22 protein-coding genes are annotated in these 23338 nt (G+C 41.7%); 1 reads left to right on the forward strand and 21 read right to left on the reverse strand.

Annotation, left to right across the window (positions count from 1 at the left end; all coding sequences use genetic code 11):
* Positions 1 to 17 precede the first annotated feature (17 nt).
* From ppc to ybeY, 19 genes are all read right to left on the reverse strand, one after another.
* A complete protein-coding gene (gene ppc / locus B7723_RS05880) occupies positions 18 to 2714 on the reverse strand; it encodes a phosphoenolpyruvate carboxylase (RefSeq protein WP_084849581.1) in 2697 nt (898 codons plus the stop codon).
* Between the two features lie 23 nt (positions 2715 to 2737).
* The gene (gene ftsW, locus B7723_RS05885; protein WP_084849580.1) at positions 2738 to 3961 is read right to left on the reverse strand and encodes a cell division peptidoglycan polymerase FtsW; all 1224 of its coding nucleotides are present in this window, start codon (positions 3959 to 3961) and stop codon (positions 2738 to 2740) included.
* Between the two features lie 187 nt (positions 3962 to 4148).
* Positions 4149 to 5090, reverse strand: coding sequence for a peptidylprolyl isomerase PrsA (gene prsA, locus B7723_RS05890; protein ID WP_000728083.1), 942 nt, complete (start codon positions 5088 to 5090; stop codon positions 4149 to 4151).
* Positions 5091 to 5157: 67 nt separating this feature from the next.
* Positions 5158 to 5871, reverse strand: a complete 714-nt coding sequence (locus tag B7723_RS05895) for an O-methyltransferase (RefSeq protein ID WP_084849579.1) — start codon at positions 5869 to 5871, stop codon at positions 5158 to 5160.
* Between the two features lies 1 nt (position 5872).
* The gene (gene pepF / locus B7723_RS05900; RefSeq protein WP_084849578.1) at positions 5873 to 7675 is read right to left on the reverse strand and encodes an oligoendopeptidase F; all 1803 of its coding nucleotides are present in this window, start codon (positions 7673 to 7675) and stop codon (positions 5873 to 5875) included.
* Between the two features lie 18 nt (positions 7676 to 7693).
* On the reverse strand, positions 7694 to 8650 hold the full coding sequence (locus B7723_RS05905) for a competence protein CoiA (RefSeq protein ID WP_084849577.1): 957 nt from the start codon (positions 8648 to 8650) through the stop codon (positions 7694 to 7696).
* 76 nt (positions 8651 to 8726) lie between these two features.
* Positions 8727 to 9875, reverse strand: coding sequence for a PDDEXK family nuclease (locus B7723_RS05910; protein ID WP_084849576.1), 1149 nt, complete (start codon positions 9873 to 9875; stop codon positions 8727 to 8729).
* Between the two features lie 186 nt (positions 9876 to 10061).
* Entirely contained in the window at positions 10062 to 10922 is an 861-nt protein-coding gene (tehB, locus tag B7723_RS05915) for an SAM-dependent methyltransferase TehB (RefSeq protein WP_084849575.1), read from the reverse strand.
* A gap of 14 nt (positions 10923 to 10936) precedes the next feature.
* On the reverse strand, positions 10937 to 11404 hold the full coding sequence (gene smpB / locus B7723_RS05920) for an SsrA-binding protein SmpB (RefSeq protein ID WP_001051742.1): 468 nt from the start codon (positions 11402 to 11404) through the stop codon (positions 10937 to 10939).
* Positions 11367 to 13721, reverse strand: coding sequence for a ribonuclease R (rnr, locus tag B7723_RS05925; protein WP_084849574.1), 2355 nt, complete (start codon positions 13719 to 13721; stop codon positions 11367 to 11369). Before rnr ends, smpB begins: the two co-directional genes overlap by 38 nt.
* A gap of 35 nt (positions 13722 to 13756) precedes the next feature.
* Complete coding sequence (locus B7723_RS05930) at positions 13757 to 14986, reverse strand: hypothetical protein (RefSeq protein WP_000550715.1); 1230 nt, start codon at positions 14984 to 14986, stop codon at positions 13757 to 13759.
* Between the two features lie 58 nt (positions 14987 to 15044).
* Positions 15045 to 15278, reverse strand: coding sequence for a preprotein translocase subunit SecG (secG, locus tag B7723_RS05935; RefSeq protein ID WP_000282517.1), 234 nt, complete (start codon positions 15276 to 15278; stop codon positions 15045 to 15047).
* 39 nt (positions 15279 to 15317) lie between these two features.
* The gene (gene rpmG, locus B7723_RS05940) at positions 15318 to 15467 is read right to left on the reverse strand and encodes a 50S ribosomal protein L33 (RefSeq protein ID WP_007519517.1); all 150 of its coding nucleotides are present in this window, start codon (positions 15465 to 15467) and stop codon (positions 15318 to 15320) included.
* Positions 15467 to 16666 (reverse strand): multidrug efflux MFS transporter, encoded by a 1200-nt coding sequence (locus B7723_RS05945; protein ID WP_084849573.1) that lies wholly within the window; start codon positions 16664 to 16666, stop codon positions 15467 to 15469. Before B7723_RS05945 ends, rpmG begins: the two co-directional genes overlap by 1 nt.
* Positions 16653 to 17258, reverse strand: a complete 606-nt coding sequence (coaE, locus tag B7723_RS05950) for a dephospho-CoA kinase (protein WP_084849572.1) — start codon at positions 17256 to 17258, stop codon at positions 16653 to 16655. Before coaE ends, B7723_RS05945 begins: the two co-directional genes overlap by 14 nt.
* Entirely contained in the window at positions 17258 to 18082 is an 825-nt protein-coding gene (gene mutM / locus B7723_RS05955) for a DNA-formamidopyrimidine glycosylase (protein WP_084849571.1), read from the reverse strand. Before mutM ends, coaE begins: the two co-directional genes overlap by 1 nt.
* 48 nt (positions 18083 to 18130) lie before the next feature.
* A complete protein-coding gene (gene era / locus B7723_RS05960) occupies positions 18131 to 19030 on the reverse strand; it encodes a GTPase Era (protein ID WP_000143280.1) in 900 nt (299 codons plus the stop codon).
* A gap of 16 nt (positions 19031 to 19046) precedes the next feature.
* The gene (locus B7723_RS05965; protein WP_061852190.1) at positions 19047 to 19442 is read right to left on the reverse strand and encodes a diacylglycerol kinase family protein; all 396 of its coding nucleotides are present in this window, start codon (positions 19440 to 19442) and stop codon (positions 19047 to 19049) included.
* Positions 19423 to 19920 carry an rRNA maturation RNase YbeY gene (gene ybeY, locus B7723_RS05970; RefSeq protein ID WP_000275172.1) on the reverse strand — a complete coding sequence of 166 codons (498 nt, stop codon included), beginning with the start codon at positions 19918 to 19920 and terminating at the stop codon, positions 19423 to 19425. The genes B7723_RS05965 and ybeY overlap by 20 nt, the downstream gene beginning before the upstream one ends.
* Positions 19921 to 20024: 104 nt before the next feature.
* On the opposite strand from ybeY, the gene pavA reads away from it, so the two are divergent.
* Positions 20025 to 21680 (forward strand): Rqc2 family fibronectin-binding protein PavA, encoded by a 1656-nt coding sequence (gene pavA / locus B7723_RS05975; RefSeq protein ID WP_084849570.1) that lies wholly within the window; start codon positions 20025 to 20027, stop codon positions 21678 to 21680.
* A 32-nt stretch (positions 21681 to 21712) separates the two neighbouring features.
* On the opposite strand, the gene deoD is transcribed toward pavA, so the two are convergent.
* Both deoD and B7723_RS05985 read right to left on the reverse strand, forming a co-directional pair.
* On the reverse strand, positions 21713 to 22423 hold the full coding sequence (gene deoD, locus B7723_RS05980; protein WP_000022091.1) for a purine-nucleoside phosphorylase: 711 nt from the start codon (positions 22421 to 22423) through the stop codon (positions 21713 to 21715).
* Positions 22424 to 22627: 204 nt separating this feature from the next.
* Positions 22628 to 23338, reverse strand: coding sequence for a type 1 glutamine amidotransferase (locus B7723_RS05985; RefSeq protein ID WP_084849569.1), 711 nt, complete (start codon positions 23336 to 23338; stop codon positions 22628 to 22630).

A 23338-nucleotide genomic window follows, 5' to 3' on the forward strand; every position in this document is an offset into this window, starting at 1 on the left:
AGGAAGTTCGTAGAATATCAGCCTGAATTACGCAAACCAGTTGCAATTCCGTTAATAGTTGTATGGATCAGTTTTTCTTCGTCAGCTGACAATTCGCCGCGACGTTGCCGTTTGATCAACTCCAACTGGATGTAGTTAAGGATATTAAAGTAAGGCATACGATAGTTTAGGCTGTCTTTTAGGTAAGAATTTTCTGCCAAGAGTTCGTCATAACCTTCAATAGCTAAAATAACGTCCTTAGTCAACTGCCATTCATCTAAAATAGTGTAGTAGATAGCCTGCACTTCTTCATCTTCACAGAGCTTGGCATATTCAAAAGCAATGTTCATATTAGACTTAGACAAGACCATGTCTACATTGGAAAGCAAAGATTGGAAGAAAGGCCAGTTTTGGTACATGTCTCGAAGAAACTCGATATTTTTCGGATCTTGATCTATAAATTCTTTAAAGCTTGATCCCACTCCGTACCATCCAGGGAACATGACACGACTTTGTGACCATGAGAAGACCCAAGGAATGGCACGCAAACCGCCAATTTCAGTGATGGTCTTACGAGCAGCTGGACGAGAACCGATATTAAAGCTTGAAATAGCCTTGATTGGACTTGATTCAAAGAAATAGTCATAGAAATGTTCATTTCCAAAGACCAAGTCACGATAGATATCATAACTACGGTCCACTACTTGATCCATGATGGCTTCGTAACGGTTTGATGTGTTGGTATCACTCTTCTTCTTGGTAATCATACGGTTAATGGCTGCAGAAACCAACATTTCAAGATTGTAATAAGCAGCATCTTTGTTACCGTATTTGTTTCCAATCACTTCTCCTTGCTCAGTCAGACGGATACGGTCCTTGATAGACTTGAGTGGTTGAGATGTAATAGCTTCATAAGTTGGTCCACCACCACGACCCACAGTACCACCACGACCATGGAAGAAAGTAACCTTAACGCCAAATTCATCCCCAATAGCAGTCAGTTGTTGTTGCGCTTTATAGAGAGTCCAACATGATGATAGGTAACCACCGTCCTTGTTACTATCAGAGTAGCCAAGCATGATTTCTTGGTAGTTGTCTTTTGAAGCAATCCATTTTTTAGCCAAAGGTAGAGAGAAATATCTTCTCATGGTTTCTTCTGAGTGATCCAAATCTTCGATCGTTTCAAAGAGGGGAACAATCTGAACGCGGGCTTTTTGGGCATCCACCAAGCCGACTTCCTTAAGCATAATGGCTAGTTCGAGCATATCGGATACACTTGTTGCGTGCGAAATGATGGTTTGACGAATGACGTTTTCACCCAGTTTATCCTTCAACTTACGCGCAGCTTTAAAGATAGAAAGTTCTTTTTCAAGCAGTTCTGACTTTTCAGCATGAGTCGCTGAGAGGATACGAGGATCTTCTTCCAACTCTTTTAAGAGGAGGGTACATTTTTCGTCTTCAGACAGATCGCTATAGTGGTCGTTGATGCCAGCAGATGCTAGCAATTCTGCCACACAGGCTTCGTGAACACTAGAGTCTTGGCGCATATCGATAGAAGCAAGGTAGAATCCAAAAATTTCGACAGCTTGCATCAACTCGACAAATTCTCCTGAAATCAGGTATTCTCCTTTGTTCTCAAGGAGAGAGTCGCGAATGGCCAACAAATCTTGATAAAATTCATCTGCAGTGGCATATCTAGGCTGAAGGTCCTTGTCTTCAATCAAATAAGCCTTGGTTGCCTGCATCTTAGCTTGGATGTCAAAGAGGGCACGGCGATAGAGTTCTTTTTCACGATAAATCGAGTTGTCTTGTGACTTCAGCGCCATCTCACGAACCTTGTCGCTGACATTCACGATGCTGGTTGAAAGTGAAAATTCACGGTAAAGATTATAAATCTTTTCATCATAGTAGTTCATGATGACTTCGCACTGAGTCAAGGCTGATTTGTTAAGAGTTTCCGCAGTTACGAAAGGATTTCCATCACGGTCTCCTCCTATCCACATCCCCATAGTAATCGGTTTTGGATGCTCAAGCTCGATACCTTGTTCTTTAGCTAGTTTCTTATACTCAGCCGTCAAACGTGGAACAGCATTCAGGAAAGAACTTTGGTAATACTCCATCACGTTGGTGATTTCGTTGGTTACTTTCAATTTCTTCTCACGAATCATGTCCGTTTGCATGATAATTTCAATATAACGGCGGAGATCTGTGTGCCATTTTTCTTTATTAATCAAGCCGAGTTTGACATCACGGTACTTGCGCAAGAGCGTATGGATGTGGTTGGTTAAATCCAGCATACTCTTGCGTTGTACTTGCGTTGGATGAGCGGTCAAGACAGGAACGACATTTAACTTTTCTAAAATTTCGGCTGCATTTTCTTTTTCAGCTACCATCTTAATCGTTGTAGATAGTTTTCCTAGATAGTCTTGGTCCACATTGTTTTGGTGATTGATTTCATAGGCCAAATCCACATCCTCAGAGATATTAATCAAAAGTGGAAGGATAGAGAAATAGCGTGAAATGTAAATCATTTCTTCATTTGAAAGACTGGTCACTAGGTCATTGAGCCCTTGATAATTCTCGCTAGTTGATAATTCCTTCAACTGGATAATCTTTTCAAAGGTTTCTGGCGCTAGCATATTTTTTGTGATATCTTCTAATAGCTCAGTCAGAATCAAGACTTCTTCTTGGACGACTGCTTTATTACTATAGTTTTCTAATTTTTGAAGAGACATATACTTTCCTTTCCATTCAGTCCTTACAGACTTTCATCGGTTTGATTTTCGTATTCTCTGATAAGTTTGGCACGTTTTTCACTGGCATCAATGTTCAGTACAAGCGCAATGGCTACGGATAATACCAATAGACTATTCCCACCTTGTGAAAGGAAGGGGAAGGTTACCCCTGTAGAAGGAATCAACCCTGAAATCCCACCGATATTGACAAAGACCTGAACAAGGATCATTCCTCCGACACCAATAGCAACCATGGAGTTAAAAGGATCCTTTGCTCGAATACCAACCAAGATGATTCGCAAAATCAAGAAGAAGAGTAGAGCCAAAATCATACTGGCTCCTACGAATCCAAACTCCTCAATAACAATCGAAAAGACGAAATCCGTATGGGCTTCTGGCAGATAACCACGCTTCTCGATAGAATTCCCTAGTCCAAGTCCGAACCAGCCACCATTTACCACTGCATAGTAGGAATTTGCGAGCTGGTGTCCTGCCCCCGCTAAGTCATTAAAGGGATTAAAGAAAGCACTAAAACGTTTAGCAACGTAACCAAATACAGGAATTTGAGAGAACTTTTCAACCCCAACAAAGCGAATGACAGACAAGACTAACATTGAGCTCCCTGCCAAGAGAGCCAAAATGGTCGAGAACCAACGATAGGCGATCCCACTAACCGTATACATGATGAGCGCCACCAAGACCAAGATGGTCGCATTTCCCAAGTCTGGGAAAATTCCCAAGCTACCAATCAGAACTAGCAGAACAAAACGCCAGTCGTTAAAAGCTCGAGGTAGCCACTGATTCTGTGTCAAAACCTGGAAGTCATAAACCGCAATCTCATCTTGTTGTTTTGAAAATCGATGTGCCAGGTACCAGATGATGATAATCTTAAGGTACTCTGCAGGCTGAATCGTTACAGGTCCTACAGAGATCCATCCGTATGCTCCATTGACAGGTGTTCCGACCAGTCGCGCCAGAGCTAAAAGAACCATCTCCACAATCATTACGATAAAGATGAGACGACCGTTTCTTAGGAAACCTAATTTTAATTTATAGATTAAGGCAATCAGAATCAAACTAGCTATCCAGAAGATCCCCTGGTTACGCACCAATTGAAAGGCGCTTTTCCCTTCTTCGATCAAGGTTGCACTCGTTGTCGAGTACACCACAATCAGTCCCAAAATCGATAAAAGGAAATAAGGAATCAAAATGGAATAGTTTAGTAGGTGCCTTTTACTAATTTTCATATTTCACCACTCTAATAGGAACAGACGCTTCTGTTCCCAATTCCGTTTTATTTTCTAGTTTTGATTGCTATTATACCACTTTTTCAGAAAGAAAAAAACTCTTATCCTTTAATCCTTCGAATTTTACTCATTTTCTAGTATCAGGTATAAAAAAACAAATCTCAAAAGAGATTTGTTTTTTGCTTTCTTAGTTAGATGAAGAGCTGCTGCTTGAGCTTGAGTCACCACCACCGATGTATTGGGTGAAGATGTTTTGGAATGATTGGTCTTTAACCTTGATGTTTGCTGCTTGCAATTCTTTACCAATTACTCCTTGAACAAAGGCTGAATCATTTTGTTTTTGAGTCAAGATGATGGTCTTCAATTTTTCTTTATAATCCTCTATATTAGAAGATTTTTCTGTTTTCTTCGTTACTTTGACGATGTAGAACTGACTGCTGTAGGCTTGTGTTCCAGTAGCTGTAATCACATCAGAAACACCGTTCACATCCAAAGCAAAGGCTGCTTTCTTGACTTGTTCTGGAAGTTCTGTTGAAGCAGAGTCAAAAGTGATTTCTCCACCATTTTCTTTTGTTTTGTCGTCGTTAGAGTTATCTTTTGCCAACTGAGCAAAATCCGCACCTTCTGCTTTAGCTTTCTCAAGTACTTCTTTTGCCTTGTCTTCATTATCCAAACGGATGATTTGAGCTGTTACATCTGGTGTGTAAGACTCAAAAGCTTTTTGGTAGGCTTCGTCTGTCAACTCGCTCTCTGCAGCCTTCTTAACCGCTAATTCAACCAATTTGCTGGTACGGATTTGAGCTTTACGAGTCTCAGGTGTCATACCTGCACGTTGAAGCACGCTGTTGTAGCTATCGCCGTATTTCTTTTGTTCTTCAGCAACGGCATCATCCACATCTTTATCCGTTACCTCTGATCCATATTGTTGTTCAAATACTTTTTGGATGGTCATATTGAGCAAGACTTGTTGTGCAGTTGGATTGTTCTTTACTTCTTCAAAGAATTGATGCTCTGTAATCACATCGCCCTTCATGCTGATCAAATCTTTTCCTTCAGAACTGTTTGAACAAGCTGCAAGTGTTGCTACTGATAAAAGTGTGATGGCTCCTGCCATAAGTTTTTTCTTCATTTTTACTCCTTTTACGGTAAGTGTTACCTTATCTATTTTACTATAATTTCTTAAATTTTTCTGAAAATCATTCGCTCTCAGGAAGCTCTACTTCTGCTAGATTCTTTCGTAACATGAGAATGCCGTCTCCAAGCGGAACTAGAGTTGCTGTTAGACCTGGATTGTCCAAAGTTGCGTCGAAAAGTCTTTGCAAACCACGGTAAATGGTGCGTTGACCTCGGCGGACTTCCATGATGTCCTTGGCAACATCTCCTCCTTGGAAAATATCATCCAAGACCACTACTCCACCAACTTCCAAGTGCTTGAGGATTTCAGGCAGAAAGACGATATACTTGGACTTGGCCGAATCCATAAAGACAAAGTCATAAGTTTCTGTCAGACTGGATAAAACATCGACTGCATCTCCCTCTAAAAGAGTGATTTGCTTACGACTGTCAAACTGGGCAAAGTTTTCCTTGGCAAAGCCTATCATTTCTGGATTTCGGTCAATGGTTGTAATCTTGGCATCTGGCGCATGTTCCGCCATCAAGAGTGCTGAAAAACCGATAGCCGTCCCAATTTCCAAAATGTTCTTGGGCTGTATGGTCTCCATGAGAAAACGGAAATACGCGACCGTTTCATGGGGAATGATGGGAATGTTCTCCTTGCGAGCGAAGGTCTCCAATTCTTTCAAGGAACCTGTCACCTGCTTTTGACGCTGGCGCATGAGTTCTACGATTTCTTCCTTGACGACGGGACGTCGCATATTGTGATTGGCATTTTTACTATAAGACTCTACCATCTTAAGCTAGTCCCAATTTTTCAACAAGGGCTTCAAACTCGTTCAAGCGGCGTTCAAAGACTGCAAAGGCATCGTTGAGATAGTCTTCTTTTTCCATATCCACTCCCGCTTTTCTCATGACATTGAGCGGATAGTCAGACTTACCTGCCTTGAGGTAGTCGATATAGCGGTCACGGTCTTCTTGACTACCATGGACAATCTTCTCAGCCAAGGCTGAAGCAGCTGCAAAACCAGTTGAATACTGATAAACATAGTAGTTATAGTAGAAGTGTGGAATGCGTGCCCACTCGTATTGGATCTGAGGATTGTCTTCCTTGCTGAGTCCGTAGTACTCTTGGTTCAAGTCCGCGTAGAGTTTATTGAGGAAATCACTGGTCAAGACTTCTCCATTTTGATCTGCTTGGTGGATGGCGTGTTCAAACTCAGCGAATTGAGTTTGACGGAAGACTGTTCCACGGAAACCATCTAGGAAGTTATTGAGAATAGCAAAGCGCGTTGCGTCGTCTTCTACTTCTTCCAACAATTTCTCTGTCAAGATATTTTCGTTAGTCGTTGAGGCAATCTCAGCCAAGAAGATAGAGTAATCCCCATAAACATAAGGTTGGGTTTCACGAGTATAGCTTGAGTGCATACTGTGACCTGTCTCATGGACAAGGGTAAAAAGATTGTCTAGATTGTCCTGCCAGTTGAGGAGCATAAAGGCATTTGTATCATAAGAACCACCAGAGTAGGCACCAGAACGCTTGCCTTGGTTTTCATAGACATCAATCCAACGCTCACTGAAGGCACGTTTAACACGGCTCAAGTAGTCTTCACCCAAGACCGCCAAGGCTTCTTCTGCCTTTTTCAAGGCTTCTTCGTAGGTAAAGCTATAATCTACTGACGAGAGTGGTGTGTAGACATCATACATCTTGAGATCTGAAATTCCCAAGATTTTAGAACGAAGGTTAAGGTAACGATGCAAGAGTGGCAAATGCTTGCGAACTGCTGCTACTAGATTGTCATAGACACTTTCTGGAACAAAGTTTGCTGCGAGGGCTGCATGGCGAGCACTCTTATAGTTGCGAACTTTGGCACGGTAGTTTTGCACCTTAACATTTGTCTGCAAAGTCTTAGCATAAGTGTGTTGGAATTGCTCATATGTCGCATAAAGGGCTTCATAGGCACCACGACGCACTTCGCGGTTTTTAGACTCCATCAAACGGATGTAAGTACCGTGTGAGAGTTGCACTTCCTTGCCTTCGTCATCAAGCACGTATGGGAAGCTAATATCCGCATTGTCTAAAATAGCGAAGGTTTCACTAGCAGAACCAAAGATTTCTCCTGCTCCAGCAAGCAATTCTTCCTCACGTTGCGAAAGAACATGGTCTTTCTTTTGCAAGAGCTTGTCAAAAAAGTGCTTGTAAACTTGGAGTTTTGGTTGAGCTTCTAGGAAGACCGCATACTGCTCTTCGCTAATCTCCATAAACTCAGGTTCATAGAATGAAAAGGCTTGTTCTAACTGACTGTATAGGGTCATTGCCTTAGCATAGTACTCTTGATACTTGGATTCACGCGTGTCCTGGTCATTTTTCATATGCGCATAGACATAAAGCTTTTCAACTTGACGTTCCAAGTCGAGTGAGAATTCTGTGATCTCAAGCAAACTGTCTGCGCTGTCCAAGAGATGTCCCTCATACTGAGATGCTGTTTGTACTTTTTCAGTTAAATCTTTCAAGGCTTCTTCCCAAGCCTGGTCTGTTGGGTAGATTGTCGAAAGATCCCATGTATCTTTTTCATTTATTTCATGTCGTTGTAATACCATAAGATTCCTCCATCCTTTCTATTTTACCACATTTTTTGAGAAATATAAGTGATAAAAGGCTGGTGGATAGAGCTTTTGGCGATTATTTTTCGGATTTTTTTGATAGTAAGCCTGAAAATTTCTATAATAGCTAGCCAAATCCGTTTCAATCTGCAAAAAATCACCTGACTCTATCGGTCTGACTTGAGGATACCAGTCGTCTAGTTGATGGTTTAATAGATTGTCTCCTTGATGATAGGCCTCTTCTTGCTTCTTCATCCAGTAAGGCGTTTGGTAGTACAACTGTTGGCGAATGTAGTGACAGATAGTTGAATCTTGAGAAACTGTAAGACTAGCTAGCTTTTGTTTTTGATAAGGAAATCGTAGAATTTCCAAGAGATTTCCTTGGCCATAGGAAAATTCCTTGACCTGAAAATGAAGTTTGCCACGTAGATCCTGATGTAAAAGGTATTTAAGTCTCAAAACTTGCTTTTTGAGATCCAGTTCCCAAACAAAGAAACCCATATTTTGACTAAAATAGAGGAATCCTCTTTGCAGTTGTGTTAACCGCTCTTTTAACCAGAGTTTTTCTCCCAGTAACCAGATAACCTGATAGCCCTGGCTGCGGTATCCTTGACTTCTATCGCCTAGAAGCTTTTGAGACAAGGGACTGCACTGAACCTCCAGAGCTAGTTTTTCATTGACGAGAACATCTGCTATCTGCTGAATCGCAGGCAGACTATATTCTAAGGCGACCTGATTGTCCTTCTTGGCCCAGTGATAGAGAGCCTCTTTGTTGCCCAAGTGTTCTGGACTTTCATTCTCAAAAATAGCCATACAATCTCTTAACCTTTCATGGGCAAAGTGCGTTCGAATGCTCTGTCCTTGGCGTAATCGTAGTTCGCCACCACAGGCTGGACAAGTATAAGCTTGCTTGGTCACATCTTTTTCGAGGGCATTTACCAATTTTCCCTTGGCATCTCTGGCTACAAACATGGTCTACCTCCTTTTCTCATTTATTCGAAAAAAAAGCAAAAAAGACTGGAATTCCAGCCTTTCATGATATTATTTCTCATCTTTTTTGTCTCTTAGAATATTTTCTCAGCATGGGAATGAGATTGGGAATCTGCTCACTTCTAATGACCAGCACGCCGTATTCTTGGCAGCGATTGGCATAAGCTGGATTGATTTTCCCCGTACAAACAATCAACTTGAGGCAACTCTCCCCAGCAAAATGATTGGCGTAAACTTCTAGTTCATTGATGGCTTCGACTGATAAATCTGTCATCTTGCAGGAGATAAAGGTAATCGAGCGTCCCTTTCTCAGAATGACATCAATCTCATTTTGAACATTGTCTGCCTCTGGAAAGATGCCATTCCAATCAATCTCACCACCTATCATGCACTCATCAAACAGCTGCGATTCAAGTGCCAAGAGATAGAGATATACCTCTAAAATATGTCCCTTGTTGCGGCAAAAGACTTGAGCTTCTTGACTTGGGAAGCTGTATGCTACTCGTTTCTTGCCTTCGCTTTCCATACAAAGCATCCCCGCTTCCACAAGTAAAGGGATAAGGGATTCTGGGTAGTGATAATACTTGCCGTTGTTTTCCAATATCTTTTCGGTCTCAGCATGCAGGTCATTGGTCTTAGCTAGAGAGAAAAATTGGGTCACTTGATACCAGTGGGCAGGATTGGCAATGGCAGAGCTGGCTAGTTTTTTGATGGCTGCAATTTGCTGAACTGAGTGGATAGGGCGTTTTGATTTGAGGATTTTTCCACCACGCAAGGCTATCAGCTGTTGGATGCTTAGGGTTGGAATGTCCAAATCTTCTTTTTCTAACTGACCGGTTACCCACTTGTATTGTTTTCCCCGCTCGACATCCATGGCAACGATGGGGAGGTCCCGATCCAAGCCGTATTGATAGAGGGATAAGGCTAGTAGCGAATCCCCACCAAAAACATCAAGAAGAACCTGGTCATAGCCTGCTAGACAATAATCTAACTGGTCCGCTAGTTGTTCTAAGGATAACTGACGAAAGGTCACTCGTTGGATATGAGGCACCTCTTCCATGATAAACTGACGGAGAGAGACTTTCTCTTCATTGCTTATTTTCGACAAAGATAGAAAAAGAATCTCGTCACAATCACTGATAAAGGCTTGGTAGACATTCTTTTCCAATACATGCCGATCATACAATTCCACCAAAAGACTCGTCATTCGACCACCTCCATCATAAAGACTTTCTTGCGCTGAGATAGACAGTAACACACTTCTACTGCTCAGATTCCCTACTTCTAGTATAGCATAAAATCCTGCTCGCCCCAATCAACCAACGCAAACAAAAACGAATAGAAACCTTGCAAAGTGGTTTCTATTCGCTGGTATAGGTTTGATTTACTTGATTTACTTGATTTTTTTAGCTAGCATAGTCGCAAAGCGTAGTTGAATGCGATTACCATTTTCATCACGACGGTGCAGATGTCCTGGGTTTTCATTATACTTGACCAATTCCCAATCCTTGTAATAGTTCGCCAACTCCCCTTCTTTAAAGGTGAATGGGAAGTTGACTGAGCAAGGATAATCCTCCGTATCCATGGCACAGACGATAAGATTATAGCCACCTACCATGGTGTGCTCCTGCATATTTTGGATAATAGCTGGAATGCGGTCCGCTTGTAGGAACATCAGAACAACTGTTGAAACGATAAAATCATAGGCTTGGCTAATGCTGGCTGAATTGATATCATAAAGTCCGACAGGCATGTCTAGATCCTCTTGTTCCACAATGCTTTGCAAGATTTCAAGGGACAATTCATTTTGATCCACAGCTGTCACATCAAAACCATTCTGTGCGAGAAAGAGAGAGTTACGCCCCTGACCACAACCCAAATCCAAGGCTCTTCCTGGTTTCACCGTCTGCATAGCTTCTAGAACCTCTGAATGGACTGGATTGGTCTGGTATTTCTTAGGGAAATAATCCTCAGGTTTACAATAAAATTCCAAATACCATTCTACATCGTCTGTTGCAGCCTCCACTCGGTGCCAGGCTTGTGGTTGCGCCATAGGGTTGTCTGCACCTGCCTCAAAGAGGTGCTCAGCTAGAACCTCACCATCTTCAGTCAACTCAATAAACTTGAGTGCCCCCTTCAAGACAGTAATTTTTCCCCAAGTGCCGACTTTAGTATTGTGCTTTTGCTGGACAGCTTCTGGCATGGTCTGTTTATTCCACAGGGGCATCCGTTTATAGGCAATTAATTTTTCCATTTTACTTCCTCTTCTTAACGCTGGTTGACAGCTTTCATCACACGCGCGATGTCGCGGTTTTGTTCACGTCGCTTGATCGACTCCCGTTTGTCATAGTCATGTTTCCCTTTGGCAAGTCCTAAAAGAAGCTTGGCATAACCATCTTTTATATAGACTTTGAGGGGTACAAGGGTCATTCCTGTCCCTTTGGTCTCTTGTTCCAGTTTTTGAATTTGCTTCTTATGGAGTAGAAGTTTGCGACGGCGTTCAGGTTCCTGGTTCCAGATATTGCCCTCTTCGTAAGGGGCGATATGAACATTGCTCAGCCAGACTTCCCCATTTTTTACTTGGGCAAAGCCGTCCTTGAGATTGATTCGAGCAGCTCGAACACTCTTGATTTCGGTTCCAGTCAGGACCATCCCTGCCTCTAGCGTATCTACGATTGTATAGTCGTGGTGCGCTTTTTTATTTTGTGCGACGACCTTTCCCTCGCCCTTTGCCATGCTTGGCTCCTTTCTTAGCTACTTCCTTATAAAAAGGTTTCTTGCCTTTTTTCTTTTTATCTTTTTGTGAATGCTTGTGCTTATCATTTGAGCGCCCTGATTTTCTCTTGTCTTCCTTCTTATCCGAACGACGACTTGAACCTCGACTTCTGTCCTTGCGCCCAGCTTGTTTCAAGCCTTTTTCGATGACATCAAACTCACTTGGAATATAAGAGAAGTCAATCTCACCTGTCATCTTATCCGCTCTTTCAACTCGAATGCGAATTTGCTGTCCTACACGGAAAGTTATTCCTGATTTCTCTCCACGGAGGGTTAAATCACGTTCATTAAAATGATAAAATTCAGGTAAATTAGTGATATGAATCAAGCCTTCAACCGTGTTTGACAATTCAACAAAGAGACCAAACTTGACAATGCTGGATACAACAGCGTCATACTCTTCACCCACGTATTCTTCCATGTATTCAGCCTTTTTCATGGCTTCGACTTCACGCTCCGCCTCGATAGCACGACGCTCACGGTTAGAAGACTGGGTTGCAATCTCTGGAATCACTTGCTCAAAATGCTCGGCTATTTCCTTAGAACGACCGTAATCACGAATCATGCGGTGAACAAGGAGGTCTGGATAACGGCGAATAGGGCTGGTAAAGTGAGTGTAATAATCAGCAGCAAGACCATAGTGACCGTGATTGTGCTCTGAATAGCGAGCCTGTTGCATAGAGCGAAGAAGCATCATGGACAATACATCTGCATAGGGTTCTCCCTCAACAGCACGCATGATGTCTTGAAGCGCCTCCTGGCTAATCTCACTGGCAGTTCCGTAAATGCGCAAACCAAAGCTTGAAGCATAGTCAATAAACTTCTGAACTTTTTCAGCTTTGGGCTCCTCGTGAATTCGATAAATGAAAGGAAGTTCCAGTTTACTGAAGTGCTCGGCAACCGTTTCATTAGCAATCAACATGAAGGACTCGATCATCCGCTCAGCAACACCACGCTGACGAAGAACGATATCAACAGGCTTACCTTTTTTATCCACTAGAATCTTAGCTTCACTGGTATCAAAGTTAAGGGCACCACGTTTCTCACGCATGTTTTCTAGCCTTTCATGAAGCTTGGCCATTAACTCGATACTAGGAACAATTTTCTTAAACTCTTGTCTCTTCTCCTCGTCACCAGCTAGGATATCATTAACAGCACTATAGGTCATACGGAAGCTTGTCTTGATAACCGTTTGGGTAATGATGTAATGAACCACACGACCATGTTTATCAATTTCCATAATGGCAGACTGGGTCAAGCGATCGACTTGAGGATTGAGGGAGCAGATACCATTTGACAAACGCTCTGGAAGCATTGGTACCACTCGGTCTGTTACATAGACAGAAGTCGCGCGGTTAAGGGCTTCCTTATCAAGTGCAGAACCCTCTGTCACATAGTAGGAAACATCCGCGATGTGAACACCGAGTTCGATATTGCCATTTTTCAAAGGCTTAATGTGAACTGCGTCGTCCAAGTCCTTGGCATCCGCGCCGTCAATGGTAAAGGTAAGCTCATCTCTTAAATCAAGACGACCTTCCATATCCTTTTGAGACGGAGCTTCTGGTACACTTTCTGCCTCCTTGAGAACAGCTTCTGGAAATTCTGAAACAATATCCATGGATTCCAAGACTTCAAGAACGTCAATCCCAGCATCAGTCGAGTGCCCCACCACATCAAGGACATTAGCAACAAAGAAATCATGTTTCTTACTTGGGTATTTGTCGATAAAGACCTTGAGAACCTCTGTCCCTTCCAACTTGATAGCTGGTTTCTTCACATAGATCGGTTTGCTGATTTTCTGATTCTTTGAACGAATGTAGCCAGCATACTTAGGTTTTTCCTGATCCAGAACGATTTGCCCGACAACTGTCGTCAGGCTGTGTTCTAAGATATCAATAATTTTAGCTTCGGCAGCTGTTCCCTTGTTGCGGTCAGCAACTTTCTTGATGACCACTTCAACGGTATCGCCATCAATAGCGTAGTTGACATCGTTTTTTCCTACAAAAAGGTCGTCCTCTTCGCCTTCTAGACTGACAAAGCCAAAGCCGTTTTTATGGGCATGAAAAATCCCTTTGAGGGTAATTTCATGTTTCTTCTTTTGGTCCAGACATAATCTACCATCATCTTCAAAACGAATCTGGTGCTTTCTTTCCATCAGAGACAGGGTTTTAATCAACTCACGGAAATCCTTGGACCCATCCTTTCCGAGAGCCTGAGCCAGGTCATTTACCGTCACTCGCCCCTTCTCTTGCAAATATTCTTTAATTTTATCTTTCATGTTTTCTTTCTAGTAATTCTATAGCAACTATGTTTTCAGTCCTTATTAGTATTTAAAATAATATTTACCTTATTTTTTATTAACTCCTCAGATATTTCTTCATCGTATTTTATATAAACTAGATAAACATTATTTTCTTTGCTCAATTCATACTTTTCTCTATCTCTAATTAATTGGCGCTCGAAATTTTTTTCCCCACCAAAAAATTCTACCGGTTGAAAATGCTGAACCCCCTGATATTCAATTGCAACATTTAATCCTGATATAAAAATGTCATAGGATAATTGTGCTCCGGTAGTCTTACTGCGAAGAAAAAAAGGTCTCATTTGATATACTACCTTGTAATCTTTAAACATTTTTTTTGTTAAACGATAAACAAGTTCTTCTGAAATCCATTTATTATTAGGTTGTAACCAGCTACTTCTCTCTAATTTATCAAATTTACAACTATTCTCATTAAATTCATTCGCAAGCTCGTCTGCTCTTTTACAAACCAAACTTTTTTCTTTGTGGTATTCTTCTATGAAAAAGTATGTTAAATTTTCTTCTAATCTCTTAACACGCTTGACTCCTTTCCACAAATTGAATGCTTTTTCCAATGGGGTCATCCAACCATAATTACCTCCTCTCATAGTATCTCTATATAATTTACCTGTTTTCACCGTATTTTTACAAAGTGTATTAATATAGACTCGAGGAGAACTTACGGAGTATGCTACAGCTTTTGCATAAGTATTATTTGGTTTCTTAAATTCTATAAAAATAAAGTAATATCGAAATCCGTCCCATTTTTCGTATCTTTCTTTTAATCTTAATTGAGGTACTTCTTTATCAATATATTCAATTTTAGAAGGAATATCCATAGACCAATAATATCTAGACCAGCCTTTAAACTTTACATACTCAATAGGTACAAATATCAATTCTTCTCCAATATAAGCAATTACTTTTCTCTTAAACTCCTCATTATTATATTTCCATCCTATTTCATTATTTGTTAATTCAACAATCCGAAAAGAATAATAGTGATTTCCATATATACCTGGCTCTATATACCTATTATTTGTTAAATCTTCCTTACATAAACCTTTATTATTTACATAATCTACCTTGTTTCTGTTAACTTCAAATAGTAAAATTAAGGAGTCATTAAGTATGTATATTTTTGAATAATGGTCAAAATCTAATACCTCAATAGAGTAGCCAGTTAAGTAACTCTCAAAATAATCTTTAACTAATTGAATAGACTCCCCAGATAGATGCATTTTAAAGCTCCTTCTCATTCAAAATAAAAATAGGCTAAGACCTAGTCTCGCCCATTTCTTATCTACTTGATAATACCGTCAATGCTAAGGCAATGGCTAGCCAGAAAAAGACTAAAATACCTGTCAAACGTTGCATCACAGCTTCAAAACCACGCGCTTTACTACGTTCAAACAAATCACCTGAGCTGGCATCAAATACATTGCTGGATTGGTTCTTAGTTGGTTGCATGAAAATCGCAATCACAATCACAACAGATAATACTAATAAAATGGTTAATAATAGGTTATACATATCAAACTCCTTAAAATCCCTATTATTTTACCATAAATTCTACTTAGATTCAAGATGTAAAGTTACTTTTCTTTCCTTTGGACAATATTTTAACACCTCAATCTTGTCTGGATGGGTTTTGGAGTTCTTACTGGTTAGATAATTCATGCTGCCACAAGAGGAGCACTTGAGATTGATTTTTACTCGCACTAGATTTCCTTTACTTTTAATAATGATCTAAATTGTACTAAGTTGCATAAACAACTGAAAGCCACACAGGCTGCTGTCGCATAAAAGACAGCATGGTAGCCCAAATATCCTGCAACTGCGGATCCAGCCATAGGTCCAATCACTCCACCGAGATAAAAAAAGACTTGGTTGAAGGCGAAAATCCTTGAAATACCTGATTTTGGAGTCATTTTGCTAAGAAGCGCATTGACACCTGGTATGAGAGCTCCCGTTCCCAAACCAAAGAGAAAACGATACAAGCCAAGTTGAAGGGGGCTGGTTGCATGGGCACAAAGAAGGTAAATGATGACGGAATAAATCTGCGCCGCAACCAACAATCTATGATTCCCTACCTTATCGCCAAGTTTTCCTAGAATTCCAGCACTCATCATGCTAGAAAATCCCATGCTGGATACGATTAATCCTGATACAAAGAGGAGATTCTCAGCCTGTCCTAAGTCCCGCACATAGAGAGCTAGAATGGGACCAATTGATTGAGCTGAAAATTGAATGACAAAGCTCGTCAAAAATAGATTCACTAAAAGCCTAGGATACTTGAAAGAAGAAAATACTTCTTTCGTTGGGATAACCTTCTCCTTAGCCACTGGCTGAAAATCTTCCTTGATAAAGAAAATGGTTAGAATTGCAGCAAAAAATAAGAAAGCACCTACCAATAAAAAGACATTGCGAATGCCAAAAATTTCAGCAATAAAGCCTCCAACAAAGGGACCCGTCAGTGTTCCTGCAACTACACCTGTAGATAGAGTTCCCAGAGCCGCTCCAGACTTATCTTTAGGTACCTGACTAGCGATCAAAGCTGTTGCATTGGGGACAAATCCAGTAAATACACCATTGAGCAAGCGCAAAAAGAGTAGCCAATAGATATTTGGCACGAAGGCCAAACCTCCCATAGTGATGGTCATGGCAAGACCCGCTCGAATCATCATGGGCTTTCGACCGTACTTGTCAGCAAGAATACCCCAGATAGGAGAAACTAGAGCTGCTGAAACAGCCGAAACTGAGATGGCTAATCCAGCATAAAAAGCAACTTGGTCTCCTTCAATTCCCAACTGCTCCACAAAGATAGGCATGAAAGGAACGACCAAGGAAATGCTGGCGCCCGTTAGAAAACTACCGAACCAGGCAACACGAAGATTCTCTTTCCAACTAATCTCTTGCACAGCTATCGCCTCCTTCAAGTAACTTCACTACTTGACTCACAAGCTGATCACGACTGCCATTATTGTCTAATATATGGCTCGCTAATTTTTTCTTTTCTTCTAAAGACCACTGGGCGGCCAAACGGGACTCTGCTACTTCCTTAGAAAGATGATCCCGTTTCATGAAACGTTCCACCTGAACATCTCGATCCACATAGACCAGCCACGTTTCATCAAACCAGGCACTGTAGTCCTGTTCAAAAAGTAGGGGAATATCCATGAAAAAAATTGTTTCTGTCTGGGCTAACTGTTCTCTCAGTGCAGCCAATTCCTCACGAATAATCTCCCCTTGGGTTTGTTTAGACCATTCTTGCTCCTCAGGATTTGAAAAGATGAGACTAGCTAGGAGAGGGCGATTGAGTTCTCCATTTTCAAGGATGATTTCCTGCCCAAAGTGCTGAACTAAGAGCTGATAAAGACGACCACCAGGTTTCTGTAGTTGGTGGACGACTGCGTCAGCATCCACTACTTGAAAACCTTTCTCTCTTAGGAAATTTGTCACAGTTGACTTACCAGAAGCAATTCCTCCTGTGATTCCGATGATTTTTCCCATCAGTCCCTCCTTTGACACTGAGGACAAAAATGAGTTCCTCGTCCACCGAGCTGGAATTTCTCAATCACTGCCCCACAGCGCGAACATGCTTGTCCAGTCTTATCATAGACCTGATGGAAGTCCTGCATGGTTCCGTCTTCCCCAAAGGCATTGGTATAGGTTCGAATGGTAGAGCCGCCCTTTTCAACTGCCTGTTCCAAAACAGCAATGGTCTGGTCATGAATAGCTGACGCTTCTTCTGCCGTCAAAATTTGGGAAGGTCTTGCTGGATGAATCTGAGCTCGCCAGAGAACCTCATCCACATAGATATTGCCAAGGCCAGCTACCAAGGTCTGGTCTAGGAGATGGGATTTGATAGGCTTTTTAGACTTGGATAGAGCAGCTTGAAAGACCTGCAAATCAAAGTCCTGTTCTCTTGGTTCAGGTCCTAGTTTCTTAGAAATAAAGTAGGCATCCAAAAGGTCAGGCGCCAAGAGTTCCATGGTACCAAACTTGCGTACATCCTCATATACAAGAGTGCCGCCATCTTCGAACTCAATGAAAACATGGGCATGCTTGCGTTCAGGAATCTGATCTGGATAATAAAAATACTTGCCCTCCATCCGCAAATGAGAAATCAAGACCTTGTCTGTCAAGTAAAAAAGCAAGTATTTGCCACGACGTCCCATTGACTCAACAATCTGACCAGGTACTTCCTTTTGAAACTCGTCCAAATCCGTCTTGATCATCTTGAGATAAGCAATCTCTATATTAGAAATCTTCTTTCCCAAGATCAATTTTTCTAAGCCACGACGAACCGTTTCAACCTCAGGTAATTCAGGCATAAATCCTCCTTCTGTAAAAACAAGAAGCAGGCATGAGCCCACCTCTACTTAGTATTCTTTTTCATTATAGCCAAAGTCAGCCAAATCTAGCTTTTTATCACGCCAATTTTTCTTGACCTTGACCCAAGTTTCTAGGAAAACTTTATCCCCTAGCATGAGTTCGATATCACGACGGGCCATAGTCCCAATTTTCTTGAGCATAGCGCCACCTTTTCCGATGATAATGCCTTTTTGGCTATCTCGCTCCACCATGATGGTTGCACGGATGTGAACCTTGTCTGTCTCTTCATCCCGTTTCATAGAGTCAACCACTACGGCAACTGAGTGTGGAATCTCTTCACGTGTCAAATGAAGAACCTTCTCACGAATCATTTCTGAAACCAAGAAACGCTCAGGATGATCTGTGATTTGATCAGCTGGGAAATACTGGAAACCTTCCTCTAGATTTTCACTCAAAATATCGATTAGACGAGAAACGTTATTTCCCTGAAGAGCTGAAATAGGAACGATTTCCTTAAAGTCCATCTGGTTACGGAAGTCATCAATCTGAGACAAAAGCTGGTCTGGATGGACCTTGTCAATCTTGTTCACCACCAGAATAACAGGAACCTTGGCAGCTTTCAGACGCTCGATAATCATATCGTCGCCCTTACCACGTGGCTCATCAGCTGGCACCATGAAGAGAACAGTATCCACTTCACGAAGGGTGCTGTAGGCTGATTCCACCATGAAATCTCCAAGAGCTGTCTTAGGCTTGTGAATCCCCGGCGTGTCGATAAAGACGATTTGCTCCTTATCCGTGGTGTAAATCCCCATGATTTTATTGCGCGTTGTCTGCGCCTTGTCACTCATAATGGCAATCTTTTGCCCCATGACGTGATTCAAAAAGGTTGACTTCCCAACATTGGGACGTCCCAAAATAGCTACAAAGCCAGATTTAAATGTCATAATTTCCTCTTATTGTTTAAAATAATAAATCCCAAATGCGTGGGAGAAAGATAAGTGCACCAATCACTGCAGCAAGAAGGGAAACCACAAGTACGGCACCAGCTGCCATATCCTTGGCTTTCTTTGCCAACATAGAAAAGTGATAGTGACTAGCTAAATCCACCACATTTTCAATAGCAGAGTTAATAATTTCAAAGGCTACTACCAAGAAAATGCTCATCAGGAGAAAGAGCCATTCGATTCGTGACACCTGAAAAACAAAACCTGCGAGGATGACTACTAGAGCCGTCACTGCATGTTTTCGCATATTGCGTTCTTCCTTGATGGCAGTCAGAATTCCTGTAAGAGCAAATTCTAAACTAGAAATCAGGTCACGGTTTTTCCATTTTCGTTTATTGTCTTGTGAGTCCATAGGCTGTCAAAATTTCTTCTTGTAAACCGAACATCTCCGCTTCTTCTTCCGGAGTGTAGTGATCGTAGCCGTTAATGTGTAAAAAGCCGTGTACTGCCAAGAAGCCCATTTCACGCTCAAAGCTATGACCGTATTCCTCAGCCTGCTCATGCGCTTTATCGATAGAGATGAAAAGCTCCCCAATGTAGGCATCAAACTCAGACATCATCTCTGCTAATTCAGGATTTTCAAGCAAATCTTCCTCATCAAAGGAGATATCCAACTCTGGTTTATACTCAAGGCTAATGACATCTGTCGGACGATCTGTATCACGGTACTCGAGGTTGAGTTCGTGGCTACGCTCGTTGGTCACAAAAGTAACTGCCATCTCCTTGTCTTCTTTTCCTATTTTTTGGGCTGCAAATTCCAAAATTTCTTGGGTTTGTTGCAGAATTTCTTGTGAAACTTGACCAGTTTCATCTACCATTTCAATATACATGTACTTCTCGATTCTCTTTACTTGGCTTTATTATACCATATTTCCATGATTTTATTCTACCTTTTTGATATAATACTATGGAATACAATCACAAGGAGAGAACGATGTCATTTGACGGATTTTTTTTACACCACATGGTTGAGGAATTGCGAAGCGAGTTGGCCAATGGTCGCATCCAGAAAATCAATCAACCTTTTGAACAAGAATTGGTCTTGCAAATCCGCAGCAATCGCCAAAGTCATCGCCTGCTCCTTTCTGCTCATCCCGTTTTTGGGCGCATTCAGCTGACCCAAACAACTTTTGAAAATCCAGCCCAACCTTCTACCTTTATCATGGTTTTGAGAAAGTATTTACAGGGAGCTGTGATTGAGTCGATTGAGCAAGTCGAAAACGACCGTATCGTAGAAATCACCGTTTCCAATAAAAACGAGATTGGGGATCATATCCAGGCGACTCTCATTATCGAAATCATGGGCAAACACAGTAATATTCTCCTCGTGGATAAAAGTAGCCATAAAATCCTCGAAGTCATCAAACACGTTGGTTTTTCACAAAACAGCTACCGCACCCTGCTTCCTGGATCGACCTATATCGCTCCGCCAAGCACCGAATCTCTCAATCCTTTTACTATCAAGGATGAAAAGCTCTTTGAAATCCTGCAAACCCAAGAGCTAACAGCAAAAAATCTTCAAAGTCTCTTTCAAGGTCTAGGACGTGATACAGCAAATGAATTGGAAAGCATACTGGTTAGTGAAAAACTTTCCACTTTCCGTAACTTTTTTGGTCAAGAAACCAAGCCATGCTTGACTGAGACTTCCTTCAGTCCAATTCCCTTCGAAAATAGTGTAGGAGAGCCTTTTGCCAGTCTCTCTGATCTTCTGGATACCTATTACAAAGACAAGGCAGAGCGCGATCGCGTCAAGCAGCAAGCCAGCGAACTCATTCGCCGCGTTGAAAATGAGCTTCAGAAAAATCGCCACAAACTCAAAAAACAAGAAAAAGAATTACTGGCGACAGACAATGCTGAGGAGTTTCGCCAAAAGGGCGAATTACTGACAACCTTTCTCCACCAAGTGCCTAATGACCAAGATCAGGTTACCTTAGACAACTACTACACCAATCAACCTATCACCATTGCTCTTGATAAGGCCCTGACTCCCAGTCAGAATGCTCAACGCTATTTTAAACGTTACCAGAAACTTAAAGAAGCTGTCAAATACCTGACTGAACTGATCGAAGAAACCAAGGCTACCATTCTCTATCTAGAAAGCGTGGAGACCGTTCTCAACCAAGCTGGACTGGAAGAAATCGCTGAAATCCGTGAAGAATTAATCCAAACAGGCTTTATCCGTAGAAGACAGCGAGAGAAAATTCACAAGCGCAAAAAACCAGAACAGTATCTAGCAAGCGATGGCAAAACCATCATTTATGTTGGTCGAAACAACTTACAAAATGAAGAGCTAACCTTTAAAATGGCTCGCAAGGAGGAACTTTGGTTCCATGCCAAGGACATCCCTGGAAGCCATGTCGTCATCTCAGGCAATCTCAATCCTTCTGACGAAGTCAAGACAGATGCGGCCGAACTAGCTGCCTACTTCTCCAAAGGGCGCTTGTCAAATCTCGTGCAAGTGGATATGATTGAAGTTAAAAAACTCAACAAACCAACTGGTGGAAAACCTGGCTTTGTAACCTACACAGGACAAAAGACCCTCCGCGTTACACCAGACCCCGAAAAAATCGCATCTATGAAAAAATCCTGATTACACTTGAAATCAGGATTTTCTTTTACATTTTACTCTGCAATCAAGGTTTCCAATCCGACCTTCATCATATCGGTGAAGGTATTTTGGCGTTCTTCTGCAGTAGTGTCTTCATCTGGATTGACCAAGCTATCAGAAATGGTCATGATAGCAAGGGCATCAACGTGGTGTTGGGCAGCCAAGTAGTAAAGAGCTGCTGCTTCCATTTCCACAGCCTTAACTCCCCATTTACCAAGTTCGATGTTCTTTTCAAAGTAGTTTGAGTAAAAGACATCAGATGACAAGACGTTCCCAACGTGGGTGGTCATACCAAGTTCTTTGGCGATATGGTAGGCCTTGTCTAGCAAATCAAAACTAGCGATTTGTGGAAAATCATACTGTGGCCAGTCGTTGCGGATGATGTTTGAGTTGGTTGCAGCTGCTTGCGCCAAAACCAATTCACGGACGTGGACATCTTCATTCAAAGAACCAGCAGTTCCCACACGGATCAATTTCTTCACACCGTAGTCCACAATCAACTCACGCGCGTAGATCGAAATGGAAGGCATCCCCATCCCAGTTCCCATGACAGATACACGGTGGCCCTTGTAAGTACCAGTGTAGCCAAACATGTTACGCACTTCGTTAAAACAAACAGCATCTTCAAGAAAATTCTCCGCAATAAATTTCGCGCGAAGAGGATCCCCAGGAAGAAGAATTTTATCAGCAATTTCACCCTGCTGAGCAGCAATATGGATAGACATAATATAAGATACCAAACCCGTCAAAAAGCGAAGGGAAAATAGGAGTTGGGCGCAGTGAGCGATGCTCGCTAGACCAACTATCTTTTTCCCACCGCTTTTAGGGTGGGTTCAATTCCTTTCTTTCTTGATTTTAAATTTAAATATTTTGCAGAACAGTTAGCCCGAGTTTGACTATAACTCAGATACTCTTGATTTCTGTAGTTCCTAGTTTACCAATGAATCTAAAAATGCATACAGTTTTGCATTCATTTCAGAATAATCGTTTCCACGTAATTCTTCTGGTGTTTGAACAAAAGGCAACTTTTCACTTTGCTCTCTTAATTTCTCCTCACCATCCGCAGCAATCAATAATTCTACTGCGTCTGGATCAAATTCCAAATGAGCCTGAAAGGCATAATGTTTCGGACTGAAGCGAATAATTTGGCGTGGACAACCTTGACTGGTCGCCAAGACGACAGCTTCATCTGTCAGTCCTGGCATATCACCGTGCCAGTGGCCGGTTTCTATGTTTTTTCCGAACAAGCTGACATGAGGATCTGTTAGACCTTGCATCGTCAATGTCACAGGATAAACGCCGATCTCGCGCTCTGGACTATGTTCATACTTCGCACCATAGGCAACAGATAGGAGTTGCGCACCAAGACAGACACCAACAATATAGATATCTGCAGCAATCGCTTCTTTCATAAAAGCAAGCTCAGCCTTTGGATCATAGTATGGGAAGTTTTCTCTATCCTCATCAGGTGATTGAGGACCACCCATGACAATCAGAAAATCAATCCCGTCAATTGTTTCAGGAAGAGGTTCTTTTTCATAAACCTTTGTTGATGTAATTTGATGACCTCGTTCTATAGCCCATTTTAGATATGCGCCTGGAACCTCAAATGTCTCATGTAAAATAAAGTGAACTCTCAT

Source organism: Streptococcus oralis subsp. oralis, from assembly GCF_002096435.1.
Lineage (GTDB): Bacteria > Bacillota > Bacilli > Lactobacillales > Streptococcaceae > Streptococcus > Streptococcus oralis_AA.